Origin of the sequence: Halorubrum sp. Atlit-8R (assembly GCF_003666025.1) — an archaeon.
In the GTDB taxonomy this organism is placed as follows: Archaea; Halobacteriota; Halobacteria; order Halobacteriales; family Haloferacaceae; genus Halorubrum; species Halorubrum salinarum.
On sequence record NZ_QPLV01000003.1, the window covers coordinates 449,302 to 463,099 of the forward strand.

Annotated in this window: 15 protein-coding genes; 8 read left to right on the forward strand and 7 right to left on the reverse strand. The window is 70.6% G+C overall.

Features of this window, described 5'->3' with window-relative positions; all coding sequences use genetic code 11:
- Positions 1–217 precede the first annotated feature (217 nt).
- The gene (locus DVK05_RS10990; RefSeq protein ID WP_121563384.1) at positions 218–2,026 is read left to right on the forward strand and encodes a Cdc6/Cdc18 family protein; all 1,809 of its coding nucleotides are present in this window, start codon (positions 218–220) and stop codon (positions 2,024–2,026) included.
- 43 nt (positions 2,027–2,069) lie between these two features.
- Here DVK05_RS10990 and DVK05_RS10995 read toward each other — a convergent pair whose 3' ends face one another.
- Positions 2,070–3,173, reverse strand: coding sequence for a S26 family signal peptidase (locus tag DVK05_RS10995; protein WP_121563385.1), 1,104 nt, complete (start codon positions 3,171–3,173; stop codon positions 2,070–2,072).
- A 129-nt stretch (positions 3,174–3,302) separates the two neighbouring features.
- Here DVK05_RS10995 and DVK05_RS11000 point away from each other — a divergent pair, with 129 nt between their 5' ends.
- Positions 3,303–4,967, forward strand: a complete 1,665-nt coding sequence (locus DVK05_RS11000) for a DNA-directed DNA polymerase II small subunit (protein WP_121563386.1) — start codon at positions 3,303–3,305, stop codon at positions 4,965–4,967.
- 39 nt (positions 4,968–5,006) lie between these two features.
- Here the strand turns inward: DVK05_RS11000 and DVK05_RS11005 are convergent, their stop codons facing one another.
- The 4 genes from DVK05_RS11005 to DVK05_RS11020 all read right to left on the reverse strand — a co-directional run bounded on the left by DVK05_RS11005 (position 5,007) and on the right by DVK05_RS11020 (position 7,791).
- Positions 5,007–5,639: a YigZ family protein gene (locus tag DVK05_RS11005; protein ID WP_121563387.1), complete on the reverse strand. Its 633-nt coding sequence runs from the start codon at positions 5,637–5,639 to the stop codon at positions 5,007–5,009.
- Complete coding sequence (locus DVK05_RS11010; protein WP_121563388.1) at positions 5,636–6,142, reverse strand: hypothetical protein; 507 nt, start codon at positions 6,140–6,142, stop codon at positions 5,636–5,638. The genes DVK05_RS11005 and DVK05_RS11010 overlap by 4 nt, the downstream gene beginning before the upstream one ends.
- A gap of 22 nt (positions 6,143–6,164) precedes the next feature.
- The gene (locus tag DVK05_RS11015; protein ID WP_053770255.1) at positions 6,165–6,770 is read right to left on the reverse strand and encodes a hypothetical protein; all 606 of its coding nucleotides are present in this window, start codon (positions 6,768–6,770) and stop codon (positions 6,165–6,167) included.
- 106 nt (positions 6,771–6,876) lie between these two features.
- Complete coding sequence (locus tag DVK05_RS11020) at positions 6,877–7,791, reverse strand: MBL fold metallo-hydrolase (RefSeq protein WP_121563389.1); 915 nt, start codon at positions 7,789–7,791, stop codon at positions 6,877–6,879.
- An 80-nt stretch (positions 7,792–7,871) separates the two neighbouring features.
- On the opposite strand from DVK05_RS11020, the gene DVK05_RS11025 reads away from it, so the two are divergent.
- Positions 7,872–8,816 (forward strand): NAD(P)H-binding protein, encoded by a 945-nt coding sequence (locus tag DVK05_RS11025; RefSeq protein ID WP_121563390.1) that lies wholly within the window; start codon positions 7,872–7,874, stop codon positions 8,814–8,816.
- Positions 8,813–9,493 (forward strand): hypothetical protein, encoded by a 681-nt coding sequence (locus DVK05_RS11030; RefSeq protein ID WP_053770252.1) that lies wholly within the window; start codon positions 8,813–8,815, stop codon positions 9,491–9,493. The genes DVK05_RS11025 and DVK05_RS11030 overlap by 4 nt, the downstream gene beginning before the upstream one ends.
- Before the next feature lie 100 nt (positions 9,494–9,593).
- On the opposite strand, the gene DVK05_RS17130 is transcribed toward DVK05_RS11030, so the two are convergent.
- Positions 9,594–9,761, reverse strand: coding sequence for a DUF5786 family protein (locus DVK05_RS17130; RefSeq protein ID WP_004599209.1), 168 nt, complete (start codon positions 9,759–9,761; stop codon positions 9,594–9,596).
- 126 nt (positions 9,762–9,887) lie between these two features.
- Here DVK05_RS17130 and DVK05_RS11035 point away from each other — a divergent pair, with 126 nt between their 5' ends.
- Positions 9,888–10,937 carry a DUF5784 family protein gene (locus tag DVK05_RS11035; RefSeq protein ID WP_121563391.1) on the forward strand — a complete coding sequence of 350 codons (1,050 nt, stop codon included), beginning with the start codon at positions 9,888–9,890 and terminating at the stop codon, positions 10,935–10,937.
- Between the two features lie 161 nt (positions 10,938–11,098).
- Here DVK05_RS11035 and DVK05_RS11040 read toward each other — a convergent pair whose 3' ends face one another.
- Complete coding sequence (locus DVK05_RS11040) at positions 11,099–11,383, reverse strand: hypothetical protein (protein WP_008585525.1); 285 nt, start codon at positions 11,381–11,383, stop codon at positions 11,099–11,101.
- A gap of 146 nt (positions 11,384–11,529) precedes the next feature.
- On the opposite strand from DVK05_RS11040, the gene DVK05_RS11045 reads away from it, so the two are divergent.
- From DVK05_RS11045 to hemB, 3 genes are read left to right on the forward strand one after another with little or no spacing between them, the layout of a single operon-like run.
- Positions 11,530–12,429: a PHP domain-containing protein gene (locus tag DVK05_RS11045; protein WP_121563392.1), complete on the forward strand. Its 900-nt coding sequence runs from the start codon at positions 11,530–11,532 to the stop codon at positions 12,427–12,429.
- 25 nt (positions 12,430–12,454) lie between these two features.
- Positions 12,455–12,619 carry a DUF6757 family protein gene (locus tag DVK05_RS17340; RefSeq protein WP_199712318.1) on the forward strand — a complete coding sequence of 55 codons (165 nt, stop codon included), beginning with the start codon at positions 12,455–12,457 and terminating at the stop codon, positions 12,617–12,619.
- A 48-nt stretch (positions 12,620–12,667) separates the two neighbouring features.
- Entirely contained in the window at positions 12,668–13,648 is a 981-nt protein-coding gene (hemB, locus tag DVK05_RS11050; protein WP_121563393.1) for a porphobilinogen synthase, read from the forward strand.
- Positions 13,649–13,798: the final 150 nt, after the last annotated feature.

Genomic DNA, 13,798 nt, shown 5'->3' on the forward strand with positions numbered 1-13,798 from the left:
GTTCGACTCGAACCGACCCCCTATCGACCCGAGACCCCGACCGAGGGGGACGTTTCAACTCCAGAGAGGAACACTTTTGTACCGTCTCTTCATCTGGTTCGACTGTATCAACTGGACGTGGTCGGTCTCGGTTCCGACCGCGAACGCGTGTTTCCGACCGGAGACGGCGTCTGAAGGGACTTCCCTTGCCGTCTCCACCTGAAACAGAGGGGTTCACATGGACGAAGGCGATCACACACCGCGGGCCGACGGCGGCATCGACCCGGACGACGGCGACGAATCGGACCATAGCGGCGACTCCGATGACTCGCCGTCGAACCGCTCTTCGACGGCCGACCCCGACGACTTCGCGGTCTCGGGCACCGAAACCGCTGAGTCCGGAGACGACGGGTCCGAGTCCCCCGACATCGACGACTTCGACCCCGACGCTCCGACCGGGTCCGGCACCGGTGCCGACGTGGGATCGGACTTCGGCGCCTCGGACGTCGAATCAGACCCCGACGCGGCCTCCCTCTCGACCGACGCTCGACCCGAAACGGCGGGGCTCAACAACGGCGGCCGCGACCGGTCGTCGCCGGACGTCGACTTCGACGGCGTCGTCCTCGACGACGACGATGACAACCAGGGACTGTTCGACGACCTCCTCTCCGGCGAACCGATATTCGAGAACAAGGAGGTCCTCCGCCCCTCGTACACGCCGCACGAGCTCCCCCACCGCAACGATCAGATCAACCGGATGGCGACCATCCTCGTCTCCGCGCTCCGCGGCGAGACCCCCTCGAACATCCTCATCTACGGGAAGACGGGGACCGGGAAGACCGCCTCGGCGAAGTTCGTCTCTCAGGAGCTCGAATCCACCTCCCAGAAGTACGACGTGCCCTGCGAGGTCGAGTACATCAACTGCGAGGTGACCGATACCCAGTACCGCGTCCTCGCCCAGCTCGCGAACACGTTCATCGAGGAGAACCAGGCGGTGATCGCCGACCGGTTAGAGCGGCTGGAGGGGCTCCGCGCCGACGCGACGGACGCCGCGGAGACCGCGGGACGCGACCCGGCCGCCGCCCTCGCCGACACCGAGTTCGACTCCGTCGACGAGCTCGACGACCGCATCGACGAGCTCGAAGCTGACGCCGACGAGATGGAGGAAGTGCCGATGACCGGGTGGCCCACCGACCGCGTCTACTCGACGTTCTTCGAGGCGGTCGACTACCACGAGCGCGTGGTCGTGATCATGCTCGACGAGATCGACAAGCTCGTCGAGAAGAGCGGCGACGACACCCTCTATAACCTCTCCCGGATGAACTCCGAGCTCGACCGCTCGCGCATCTCGATCATGGGCATCTCGAACGATCTGAAGTTCACCGACTTCCTCGACCCACGCGTCAAGTCGAGCCTCGGCGAGGAGGAGATCGTCTTCCCGCCGTACGACGCCAACCAGCTCCGCGACATCCTCCAGCACCGCGCCGACACCGCGTTCAAGCCCGACGCGCTCACCGACGACGTGATCCCCCTCTGTGCCGCCTTCGCCGCACAGGAACACGGCGACGCCCGACGCGCCCTCGACCTCCTCCGGACCGCCGGCGAGCTCGCCGAGCGCTCGCAGGCCGAGATCGTCGCGGAGAAACACGTCCGGCAGGCCCAGGACAAGATCGAGCTCGACCGCGTCGTCGAGGTCGTCCGCACCCTCCCGACGCAGAGCAAGATCGTCTTGTTCGCCGTTATCCTCCTCGAAAAGAACGGCGTCCACAACATCAACACGGGCGAGGTGTTCAACATCTACAAGCGCCTCTGCGAGGAGATCGACGCCGACGTCTTAACCCAGCGACGGGTCACCGACCTCATCAGCGAGCTCGACATGCTCGGGATCGTCAACGCCGTCGTCGTCTCGAAGGGCCGCTACGGCCGGACGAAGGAGATGGGCCTCTCCGTGCCCGTCGAGGAGACGGAGGCGGTGCTCCTGTCGGACTCGCGGCTCGGCGACATCGAGAACGCGCAGCCGTTCGTCCAAGCGCGGTTCGACAACTGACTTCGGTCCGTCGAGGTCCGTTTAATACCGGCTCCCCCAGAAGCTACGCCGTCAGCGCAGTCGAAGCGCTCCCCGGTCCGGTCGCCGGGAGGCCGCTTCCCACGGCCCCCGCTATCGCCTCGTTCAGCTCCACCTGTCCCGTCGCGATCAGCCGGATGTAGCCGAGATACGGAACCCGGAGGCGCGCCACCCCGTTCACCCACTCGGCCCTGACCGGCGGCGAGAGGCCGCTGGCCTGGTCGTAGGCGCCGTTGTTGTCGCCGAGGGTGATGTACCCGTCGTGCGGCGCCGGGCAGTTGGCGAGCGACCCGCAGTCGACGGCGTTGTGGTACTCCGCGTCGGCGCGGTCGTACCAGTTCTCGCCCTCGGTGACGTGGAACATCGCCCGGTGGATGATCGGCGCCCCGGTCCGGCCGGGCGGCGTGTATATCATCACCGACCCGTAGGACCCGAACGTCCGATAGTCGACCTCCTGGCCCACCTCGTGGGTGACGACGCCGACCCCGTTTTCGGCCGCGTCCGGCGCGAGCCGGCCGGGTTCGGTGACGAACACCAGGTCGCCGACCTGCATGTTCGGCTCCATGCTCCCCGACTCGACGGCGACCATCGGCGGCCACACGCCGCTGACGCCGAACAGCAGCAGTCCGACCAGGAGGACGACGGCGACGCTCGACAGCATCTCGCGGATCCACATCAGCGCGCCCTCCCGGTCGTGCCGGAACCGGTGGACGAGCGACTCGTCCGCCGTCGGCTCTCCCGACTCGATTCCCGACTCCCCTCCCGCTCTCGACGCGCTCCGCTGTCCGGCCGCGGCGTCGCCCTGCCCGAGCGACCCGGGCTCGTCCCGAGGCTGAGCGTCGACCTCGGAATCGGAGGGCACGTCGCCCTCGCCGACGGAGGTCGGACCGGCGGATTCGTCGGGAAGGCGGTCGTCCGACTCGTCAGGAGGTTGATCATCCGACTCGTCGGAAAGCGGGTCGTCTGACTCCTCGGGAAGCCGGTCGGTCGACTCGTCAGAAAACCGGTCGACCGATTCGTCGGACGATCCGTCGTCCGAGCCCTCGGACGCCGCCGCGGACTCCTCGTCCGTCCGCTCGTCTCGACCGGCCGACTCGTCGGTGTCCGTCGGCCGATCCCCTTCGTCCATTACGTCGGCTTTGGGGGGTTCCGTTCATAAGCTTCCGGGTCCCCGCGTTCCGGGGGCTCGGGCTCCCGCGCACCGACTTCCTTCGACGCCTCCGGAACGGTTTTGCCCGCGACCCCCCTTTCGGGTAGCGTGCCGCTGGAGTCGAACGCCCGGATCGCGAAAGCCCTCGCCGAGCGCGGCTACAACGCCGAGCGCGAGGCGGTGACCCTGCTCGCCGGCGCGACCGACCCGGCCGCCGCCGTCGCGGCCGCCGTCGACCGCGCCCCCGACGACGCCCTGCGGATCACCGCCGACCACGTCCGCGACGCGATCGGGGAGACCGACGGATCTCCGGGTTCACCGGGCGAAACGGAACAATCTCCAGTCGAAACGAAGGGGTCTACGGATCCGGAACCGGCGGACGCCGGGGCGGCCTCGCGAGGGACCGCCGACGCACCGACCGCGACCGCGGACGCCGTCGAGACGGACGCCCCCGTCGAGACCGCCGACGCCGCCGGGACGGGCAACACCGTCGAAGCCGCCGAGACTACCGAGGCTACCCAGGCCGGCGCTTCCCCCGACAACTCGGAACGCCGCCGCGACCCCGACCTGCGCGACTTGGAGGTCGGCAACGACATGACCGGGCGCAGCACGGGGACCGGCGAGTACAAGGACTTCGTCACGACGTTCCGCGACCGCTACGAGCGGCTCTCGAAGATCCTCCGCGGCCGCGTCAACCACCGGCCCGCGGAGGCGATCGCGGACATGCCGGGCGGCAGCGACGCCGCGATGATCGGCCTCGTCAACGACGTGCGCTCCACCAAGTCCGGCCACTGGCTGATCGAGTTGGAGGACACCACCGGGACCTTCCCCGCCCTCGTGATGAAGGACAAGGGCCTCGCCGACGTGGTCGACGAGATCCTCTTAGACGAGTGCGTCGCCGTCGAGGGGTCGCTCGCGGACGACGCCGGCATCCTCTTCGCCGACTCGCTCCACTTCCCGGACGTCCCTCGGACCCACCGCCCGGGCGGCGCGGACCGCCACGTCCAGGCCGCGCTGATCTCCGACGTCCACGTCGGCAGCGACGAGTTCATGGCCGACGCGTGGCACTCGTTCACCGACTGGCTCCACACCCCCGAGGCCGACCCCGTGGAGTACCTCCTCCTCGCGGGCGACATGGTCGAGGGGGTCGGCGTCTACCCCGATCAGGACGAGGAGCTGGACATCGTCGACATCTACGAGCAGTACGAGGCCTTCTCGGAGCACCTCAAGGAGGTGCCCGCCGACACCGAGGTCGTGATGATCCCCGGCAACCACGACGCGGTCCGGCTCGCCGAGCCGCAGCCGGGCTTCGACGACGAGATCCAGGAGATCTTAGACGTCCACGACGCCCGGATCGTCTCGAACCCGGCCACCGTCTCTGTCGAGGGCGTGGAGGTGCTGATGTACCACGGCGTCTCGCTCGACGAGGTGATCGCGGAGCTGCCGGAGGAGAAGGCGAGCTACGACGAGCCCCACAAGGCGATGTACCACCTGCTGAAGAAGCGCCACGTCGCCCCGCAGTTCGGCGGTCACACCCGCGTCGCGCCCGAGGAGCGCGACTACCTCGTCATCGAGGACGTGCCCGACGTGTTCCACACCGGCCACGTCCACAAGCTCGGCTGGGGGAAGTACCACAACGTGCTCGCGGTCAACTCCGGCTGCTGGCAGGCCCAGACCGACTTCCAGAAGTCCGTCAACATCGACCCCGACGCCGGCTACGCCCCCATCCTCGATCTCGACACCCTCGACATGACGGTCCGGAAGTTCTCGTAGGTCGAGCCCCCGGCCCGCGTTTCGGGTCTCCGGCGACCGCTACCGTTCGATCTCGACCCGTCCGCTCGTCGCGTCGTTGAGCCGCTCGCGGAGCGCCTCCACCTCGGCGACCGGCACCCGGAGGTCGAACCGGACGCGCTCGCCGTAGTCGGCGTCGAACTCGACGCCCGCCGACTCGATCACGCCCCGGACCGTCCCCGAGTCGTCGTACTCGGTCTCGACGACGAGGGCGCGGTGCGGCCGCTCCTCGACCACGCCGGCGGCGTCGATACCGTCCTTCACCGCGCGCGAGTAGGCGCGCGCGAGCCCCCCGACCCCGAGGTTCGTCCCGCCGTAGTACCGCGTCACGACCGCGGCGACGTTCCGGACCTCGCGCTGCTGGAGCACGTTCAGCGCGGGCTTGCCCGCCGAGCCGGTCGGCTCGCCGTCGTCCGACGAGTACTCCCTGAGCATCGGCTCCGACCCCGGCGTCCGCTCGGACGGCTCGCCCGCGGGCACCCGGTACGCGGGCACGTTGTGGGTCGCGTCCACGTACTCCTCGCGGACCGCCGCGACGAACGCCTCCGCCGCCTCGACCGTGTCGACGGGCGCGACGTGGCCGAGGAACTCCGACCCCTGGACCTCGAACCGCGCGGTCGCGCGCTCGGCGACCGTCAGGTACGTGTCGCTCACGGCGACTCCTCCCCCCCGTCCCCCGACGCCTCGTCCGGTCCCTCGTCCCGTCGCCGTTCGAGGGCGACGCTCGTCGGCGGCGCGAGCCGGTACAGCACGAGGAAGGCGCCGACCCCGACGACCTCCGCTATCGCCGCGACGACCGCCAGCGGCTCGGCCGCGAGCGCCGCGGTCGCCTCGGTCCCGTGCCACGCGAGGAACCCGCCGAGGAACGTCCCGAGCGTCCCCGCCCCGAGCGCGTACAGCCGCCGGTACTCGCCGGCCCGGAGCGTCGCGACGGCGACCGCCACGGCGAGCCCGCTCCCGGCGAGGAAGAGGTACGGGCGGGCGTCCGGCGGCGATCCGAGCCGGGGCCACGCCCACAGCAGGTGGACCGCCGCCGCGACGGCCGCGGCCTGGACGGCGACGCCGCGGAGCAGGCGCTTCTTCGGGGCGTTCCGCCCGGCCGCGTCCGCTCCGTCGCCGAGTTCCGGCCCGCCGGTCGGGTCGCGCCCGTCGCTCATCGGACCACCGTCGGCTCGGCGGTCACTCCCACGGGTGGCTCCCGGGCGCGTCGGGCCACAGCGGGTACCAGTACGACTCGTCGTCCTCTAAGCCGAGCTCGCCGTCTAGGACGGACTGGAGCTTGAACTCGACCCGCTGGTTCCGGTCATTCGTCCCCCGCGGCGCGAACGGGTAGTACGCGCCCCGGCGGAACGAGTAGATCCAGTAGACCGGGCCGTCATCGTTCTCGAAGCCGAAGACGGCCGCGAGCAGCCGCGACCCGAACCCCTCCTCGATGAACTGGTCGGCCGCGAAGTGGACGCTCGTCACCAAGTCCTCGGGGTCGTCGTCCTCCAGCACGAACCACTGGTAGCCGTGGTCGTCCTCGTACCGGTGGAAGCCGGTTCCGGTGTCGATCTCGCCGGCCTCTAAGATGGCCTCGACGGTCTCGACCGCCTCGTCGAAGCGCGTGCTGTCCATCCCGGAGAAACACAGGGCGGCCTCGCCGCAGTGGTCGTACCGGAGGTCCGCCTCCATCGTCATGTACGCGGTCGACATCCCGAAGAGGTCCTCGGGGTCCGCCTCGCGGGTCGCGTCGGTCTCGGCGCTCGTCCCGAGCACGGCCCGGATCGTGTCGAAGATGCCCATCTGCCCCGGCCTACGGGCGGCGGGGTTTAGGGCGTTTCTCTCGCCGGGGCCGCCTCCGTCGCCGCTTCCCGCCCGGTCGCTTCCCTGCCCCTCGTCCCCCGGCGAGTCACGCCTCGTCGCCGGCGCGGTCGAGGTACGTCAACACGCCTCTCGCGTTCAGGCTCGCGTTCGCCCGCGCGCGCTCGCGGTTCCAGTAGTCGACGTCGCGGCTCGCGGACTCGAAGTGTTCGACGACCGCCTCGTCGTCGCCAAGTTCGGCGCGCTTCTCCCTGACGCGCTCGACCCACTCGACGTACGCCCGCTTCGCCTCGCCGATCAGGACCTCGTCGCAGGTCCGCGGTCCGAAGTGACCGAAACAGATCGTGTCGGGGTCGAGCTCCTCGATCAGCCGGATGTCGTCGAGGCACTGCTCGAAGTCGAACTGCGGCGGCGGCGTCGTCGGGGTCACCGCGTCGACCGCGGGGACGTAGATGCCGGCGGCGTCGGCGGCGAACACCACGTCCGCGTCGGGGTCGTGGTAGACCGCGTGGTGGGGGGCGTGCCCCGGCGCCTCGCGGACGACGAGCTCGCGGTCGCCGAGGTCGATCCGGTCGCCGTCGGCGACGCCCGCGATCCGGTCGTCCGGGACCGGCCGCGGCTCGGCGTAGTACTCCCACTGGTCCTCGACCGCCGACTTGGTGCCGGCGACGAGCGCGTCGGGGTCGACGAGGTGGCGGACGCCCCTCTCGGGCACCCGGACCTCGGCGTTCGGGTAGCGCTCCGCGAGGTAGCCGGCGCCGCCCGCGTGGTCGAGGTGGGCGTGGGTCGGGAGGATCCACGCGAGCTCCTCGCGGGAGATTCCGATCGCCTCGACGGTCTCGAAGAGGGACTCCCGGTTCGCTCCCGTCCCCGTGTCTATCACGATCGGTCGCTCGGCGTCGTACACGTAGACGGCGCCGTACTCGTCGGTGTCGAACATCCCGGTGTCGTGGACGTACAGGTCCTCGACGCCGCGGACCGGTTCGAACTCGCCTGCGCGCATACCGGAGGAGGAACCCGGGGGCACTTCTAGCGATCGGTCCGCGGGCCGAGGCTTATGGTCGTTCCGCCCCAGGAGACGGTATGCGAGTGCTCGTCACCGGCGCGACCGGATTCGTCGGGAGCCGGCTCGTCCCGACGCTCCTCTCGCGCGGCCACGACGTGGTCGCGCTCGTCCGCGACGCCGACGGCTACGACGCGCCCGAGGGCGTCTCGGTCGTCGAGGGCGACCTCCTGGAACCGGAGACGCTCCCCCCGGCGTTCGAACTCGACGGCGAGGCGGTCGACGCCGCGTACTACCTCGTCCACTCGATGGACGGCGGCCCGGGGTACGAGGAGCGCGACCGGAACTGCGCGAGGAACTTCGTTGCGGCCGCGTCGGCCGCCGGGATCGACCGGATTGTCTACCTCGGCGGGCTCGGCGAGGACCGCGAGGAGCTCTCCGAGCACCTCCGTTCGCGCCGCGAGGTGGAGCGGATCCTCGCCGAGGGCGACCCGGCGCTCACGACGCTTCGCGCCGCGATCATCATCGGCGCCGGCAGCGCCAGCTTCGAGGTGGTGTCGGGGCTCGCCCGGCGGCTCCCGGTGATGGTCACGCCGAAGTGGGTCGACACGCTGTGCCAGCCGATCGCGATCGCCGACGTGGTCGCGTACCTCGCGGGCGTCCTCGACGCCCCCGAAACCGCCGGCGAGACGTTCGAGATCGGGGGCCCGGAGGTGCTGACCTACGCCGAGATCCTCCGCCGGACCAGGCGCCAGCTCGGCCACTCCCTCCGGATCGTGCGGGTCCCGGTGTTGAGCCCGGAGCTGTCGGCCCGGTGGCTCCGGCTCGTCACCGACGTGAACCCCTACCTCGCCCGGTCGCTGGTCGAGGGGCTTCGCAACACCGTGATCGTCGAGGACGACCGGATTCAGGAGCTGGTGCCCGTCGAGCGCACGCCCTTCGAGCTCGCGGTCGCCCGCGCGCTGACCGAGTCGCGGAACGCGGAGGCGTCGCCGCTGAGCGCGCTGCCCGGGGTCTCGCCGTGAGCCGCGAGTACGGAGAGACGTGGGTGTACGAGAGCCTCGTCGGCGGGATCCCGGGGCTCGACGTCTCGCGCACGCTGGCGGTCGCGCTCCAGTTCGCCATCTTCGAGGTCGGCGTGGTGGCGCTCGGCTGGTACTACGGGACCTGGGACGCCGTCGTCGCCGGGACGGTCGCGGTCGTCGTCGCGGCCGTCGGCAGCGTCGAGATGCACCGCCTCGGGGCGAAGAACCGGCTGCTCGGCACGCCGCCCGAGCACAAGCGGCTGCTGTTCGGGTCGAGCATCGAGATCGTGTTGGGCGTGCTGGCGTTCATCGCGCTGCTCACCTACCTGTTCGCGTGGGACGCGACCGGCGGGCCGACCCTCATCGACCGGCTGTTCGGGGACGACCCCCCGCTCCCCGTCGTCTACCTCACGCTGCTCGTCCTCTGGGACCTGACCTACCGCATCGGCACCTCGTGGTGGAGCGCGGTCGTGGCGCTGTGGCGCGCGGTCCACGTCGACCTCCCGGACGAGGAGCGGGCGACCGTCCGCCGGCTCGACGCCGAGAACATCGGCTTCTCGCTCGTCCAGCTGGCGCTCGTCCCGTTCCTGCTCACCGAGCCCGTACTGCTCGGCGCGGTGGTCGGGCACGTCATCGCGGTCGCCGTCGTCTGCTCGCTCGCGATCTGGCTCACCTGAGCCGGCGCTCGCGGCGTCGTCGCTCGCCGATCGTCTCTCACGGCGTTCGCACTCGCCGGCTGAGAACGGAATCAGAAAACGCGGCGTCGCCGCGGCCGCGTCACTTGCCCTGAAGCTCTTCGAACTTGTCGAGGAGTGCCTCCGTCGAGTCGCCCGAGTCGTAGGTCAGGGAGCCGGAGTACTCGGGCCGCTCCGCGTCGAAGTCGGCGTCGACTTCGCTGGTCTTCTTCTCGCGACGCTCGTGTTCGGCCTCGTCATAGGCACCCATTGACATGGTACGACTACACTTGGCCGTTTCCTGTAATATACCTGTCGGTAAACGTATCAAAGACCGTGAACGTTCGGGGGCCGGCCACCGGAATCGATTAACCGCGCGGCGTGATACCGAACGGGCGTGGCACAACCGCTCCGCTTCAGGCGCTCGCCCGGTCGGTGGACGGCGGACCGCGTCCGGTCGCAGCTCGCTCGCCCCCTCGACGAGAACCTCGGAGCGACCGCCGGCGACCCGTGGTTCGCCCCGCCGCCGGACTACGAGGCGCGCCGGTTCGACATGGACGACGGGTCGTTCGCGCTGTTCTGCTGGACCGACGACGACGCGGACCCGCCGGCCGGCGCCGACGGCGGCCCGGTCGGGTACTGGCTTGGCAACACGGAGACCCCGAGCGAGCTCTGGCGGACGGACAAGTACGGGTTCGACGAGGCTCCCTACCCCGTCTCGCGGTGGGCGCAGCGGGAGCTCCTCGCCGGGCTCCACGACGACGAGCCCTGGCTGGCCGACTACCCGCACGTCTCGTGGTACTTCCTGCCGGTGTTCTGCTCGAAGGACGGCGCGGAGACGAGCCGGGCGTTCTTCCGCGACCACGCCGCCGGGTTCCCGGACGCGAGCCGCGAGGCGGGCACCGGCTTCGTCGAGGAGACGCTCCGCCCGGGGACGCTGGACGACTACCGCGAGGTGATGGCCGGGAAGCTCGGCACCTCCGCGTCGCGGGACCTCGTCCGCATGAGCGCGGCGATAGCCGAGTTCGCCGCGGCCCGGATACTCACCGACGCGGGGTACGAGATCACGCCGGAGATCGAGGTGACGACCGGGCACTCCCTCGACTTCCGCGCGACCGATCCCGAGACCGGCGCCGGTCACCTCGTCGAGGTGACGCGCCCGCAGCCGACCGCCGGTCGCTCCGCGAACGACCCCGTCGCGGCCGTCCGCGACACTGCCGAGACGAAGACCAGCGGCCAGCTCGCGGCCCACGCTGGCGGCGTCACGCTGTTCGTCGACTGCTCGTCGTTCCCCGCCGACGAGTGGGCCGCCGTGCGCGCGGCCGAGCCCGCGGTCCGTCACAAGCCCGCGGTCGTGTACCGCGCCGAGCCCGACGGGTCGATCGAGGGGTACCGGAAGGGGTCGGTCCCGCTCGACCTCTCCGGCGTCGTCGACGGCGTGTCGTAGCCGCGTCGCTCGTCGTCGACGGCACGTGGTAGTCGCGCCGCTCGTCGTCGACGGCACGTCGTAGCCGCGTCGCGGGTCGCGGCCTTCCGCCTCTGCGGATCGGCGACGCTCCCCGGTCGGGCTTCGAAAGGAAGGGTATGGACTTCGCGCGGTTCGGCGCGTCAGAACGAGACCGGCGAGGGTCCGTCCTCCGCGTCGGTGGTCGGGTCGCGGTCCGAGTAGAACCGGCGACCGACGCCGCGGTGACAGACGCCGGCTCGGAGCGTGGTGAACACGTCCTCCGCGTCCTCGAACGTCTGGTCGCCGAACCGCTCCAAGACGTCGCCGAGCCGCTCGGACCCGTTCGCGAGCTCTACGGTCGCGTTGCCGTGAGCCGCGATGATCTCCTCAGAGGTGGTCGGGTACTGGTGCCGTTCGAGTCGGTCGTCGACGCCGTTCAAGCGCATCAACAGATGAAAACCGCCGATGGTTCTTAATGATTGTCCATGTACGACCTTAGTCGGAGGGGATACCTTATACCGCCTTATATTCGGACTCCGCGGCCCCGTGCCGGACCGCCGTCGCTTAGTGCCGGGACGGGCTACTCGCTCCCATGCCGCCAGAATCCGCCGATTCCGTCGGATCGGCCGACTCCGCCGACCCCGTCGTCGCCGACCTCCACGCGCACACGACCGTCTCGGACGGGACCCTGACGCTCGACGAGGTGCCCGCGGCCGCCCGCGAGGCCGGCGTCGGCTGGGTCGCCGTCACCGACCACGACCGGATCCACCCCGGGCTCGACGCGCCGGTCGTCGAGCGCGACGGCGTCCGGGTCGTCAGGGGGATCGAGCTCCGGGTCGACGCCGGCTTCGAGCGCCTGGACCTCCTCGGGTACGGCGTCGAACACACCGACGCGCTCGACGCGGAGGTCGAGCGCCTCCAGCGCGACCGCCGCGAGCGCGGCGCCGCCATCCTCGACGCGGTCGAGGACCGGCTCGGCGTCGACCTCGACGTGGAGCCCCGCGAGGGACTGGGGCGCCCGCACATCGCGCGGGCGATAGACGAGTCCGACGCGCCGTACGACTACGCCGGTGCGTTCGACGAGCTGATCGGGAACGACGGGCCGTGTTACGTCGCGCGCGAGGTGACCCCGCTCGACGAGGGGCTGGACCTGCTCGCCGACGCCTGCGCGCTCGTCGGGCTCGCGCACCCGTTCCGGTACGAGCGCGTCGGCGAGGCGCTCGGGGTCGCCCGCGAGCGCGACGCGATCGGCGCGATCGAGCGCTTCTACCCGTACGGCCGCGCCGTCGACGACGAGCGGATCGACCGCGTCGCCGCCGAGGCCGACCTGCTCAGAACCGGCGGCACGGACGCGCACGAGCGCACCCTCGGGGTCGCCGGGCCGACGGAATCGGCGTTCGAGCCCGTCCGCGAACGGCTCCCCGAACCGGTCTCCGTCCAGTCGTTCGCGGCCGGGTCGTCCCCCGCCGCGGCGCCCGACGAACAGGATTAAGCCCGCGCCGGACGGAGAGGCGCGTATGCGGTGTCACTACTGCGACCGGGAGGCCACGTACGAGGCGGAGCAGCGCGACGTGGTCGTCGGCCTCTGCGAGTCCCACTTCAAACAGCGCGTCGAGGAGCTCGCTGAGTCGGACGAGCTCGCCGACCTCCGCGACCGGATCGACATCGAGTCCTCGGAGTAGCCGGACCGAGACGAACGGTAAAAGGCGGCGCGGGACCAACCGGTCGACATGGACCTCACGGACCGGCCGCGCCGCCTCCGGACCGACGCCGTTCGCCCGCTCGTCGCCGAGACCAACCTCTCGGCGTCGGACCTCGTCGCGCCCGTCTTCGTCGATGCCACGACCGACGAGCGCGTGCCCATCGAGACGATGCCCGGCCACGAGCGCGTGCCCGTCGACGAGGCCGTCGACCGCGTCGCCGAGATACGCGAGACGGGCGTCGAGGCCGTCATCCTCTTCGGCGTCCCCGAGTCGAAGGACGCGTCCGGGAGCCGGGCGTACGCCGACGACGGCGTCGTCCAGCGCGCCATCCGCCGGATCTCGGCCGAGACCGACGCCACCGTGATCGGCGATGTCTGCCTCTGTGAGTACACCGACCACGGCCACTGCGGGGTCATCGAGGAGACCGCCGAGTCGGACCCGACGCTCACGGTCAAGAACGACGAGACGCTCGACCTGCTCGCGCGCACCGCGGTCTCGCAGGCCGACGCGGGCGCGGACGTGGTCGCCCCCTCCGCGATGACCGACGGCCAGGTGGGGGCGATCCGCGAGGCGCTCGACGAGGCGGGCCACGAGGACGTGGCCATCCTGAGCTACGCCGCGAAGTACGAGTCCGCCTTCTACGGCCCGTTCCGCGACGCGGCCGACGGCGCGCCCGCGTTCGGCGACCGGCGGCACTACCAGATGGACCCCGCGAACCGCCGCGAGGCGCTCCGGGAGGCCCGCCTCGACGCCGAGCAGGGCGCGGACGTGCTGATGGTGAAGCCCGGCCTGCCGTACCTCGACATCGTCGGGGACCTCCGGCGGGAGTTCGACCGTCCCATCGCCGCGTACAACGTCTCCGGCGAGTACGCCATGCTCCACGCCGCCGCGGAGAAGGGGTGGCTCGACCTGGAGGCGACCGCGCTGGAGTCGCTCACCGCGCTCAAGCGCGCGGGCGCGGACCTGATCATCACGTACTTCGCCGAGGACGTGGCCGATCACTTATAAATAAAGCCGGAGGGGAGCAGACGGGCGATGTTAAGTTAAGAACGAGGCGGTCGGTAGTTCGAGTGTCTATGTGCGAATCCAACCGCCTCATCGACTCTACTGAGTGGATTGACTTGGATTTTGTGGAGCGAGAGCGGACACCCCACGAGA

Bases quoted from the DNA above. Each gene is read 5' to 3' on its own strand.
- DVK05_RS17340 (WP_199712318.1), top strand. From the start codon at position 12,455: ATGCGGTGTCACTACTGCGACCGGGAGGCCACGTACGAGGCGGAGCAG.
- DVK05_RS11045 (WP_121563392.1), top strand. From the start codon at position 11,530: ATGCCGCCAGAATCCGCCGATTCCGTCGGATCGGCCGACTCCGCCGAC.
- DVK05_RS10990 (WP_121563384.1), top strand. From the start codon at position 218: ATGGACGAAGGCGATCACACACCGCGGGCCGACGGCGGCATCGACCCG.
- DVK05_RS11010 (WP_121563388.1), bottom strand. From the start codon at position 6,142: ATGAGCGACGGGCGCGACCCGACCGGCGGGCCGGAACTCGGCGACGGA.
- DVK05_RS10995 (WP_121563385.1), bottom strand. From the start codon at position 3,173: ATGGACGAAGGGGATCGGCCGACGGACACCGACGAGTCGGCCGGTCGA.
- DVK05_RS17130 (WP_004599209.1), bottom strand. From the start codon at position 9,761: ATGGGTGCCTATGACGAGGCCGAACACGAGCGTCGCGAGAAGAAGACC.
- DVK05_RS11015 (WP_053770255.1), bottom strand. From the start codon at position 6,770: ATGGGCATCTTCGACACGATCCGGGCCGTGCTCGGGACGAGCGCCGAG.
- DVK05_RS11025 (WP_121563390.1), top strand. From the start codon at position 7,872: ATGCGAGTGCTCGTCACCGGCGCGACCGGATTCGTCGGGAGCCGGCTC.
- DVK05_RS11020 (WP_121563389.1), bottom strand. From the start codon at position 7,791: ATGCGCGCAGGCGAGTTCGAACCGGTCCGCGGCGTCGAGGACCTGTAC.
- hemB (WP_121563393.1), top strand. From the start codon at position 12,668: ATGGACCTCACGGACCGGCCGCGCCGCCTCCGGACCGACGCCGTTCGC.
- DVK05_RS11040 (WP_008585525.1), bottom strand. From the start codon at position 11,383: ATGCGCTTGAACGGCGTCGACGACCGACTCGAACGGCACCAGTACCCG.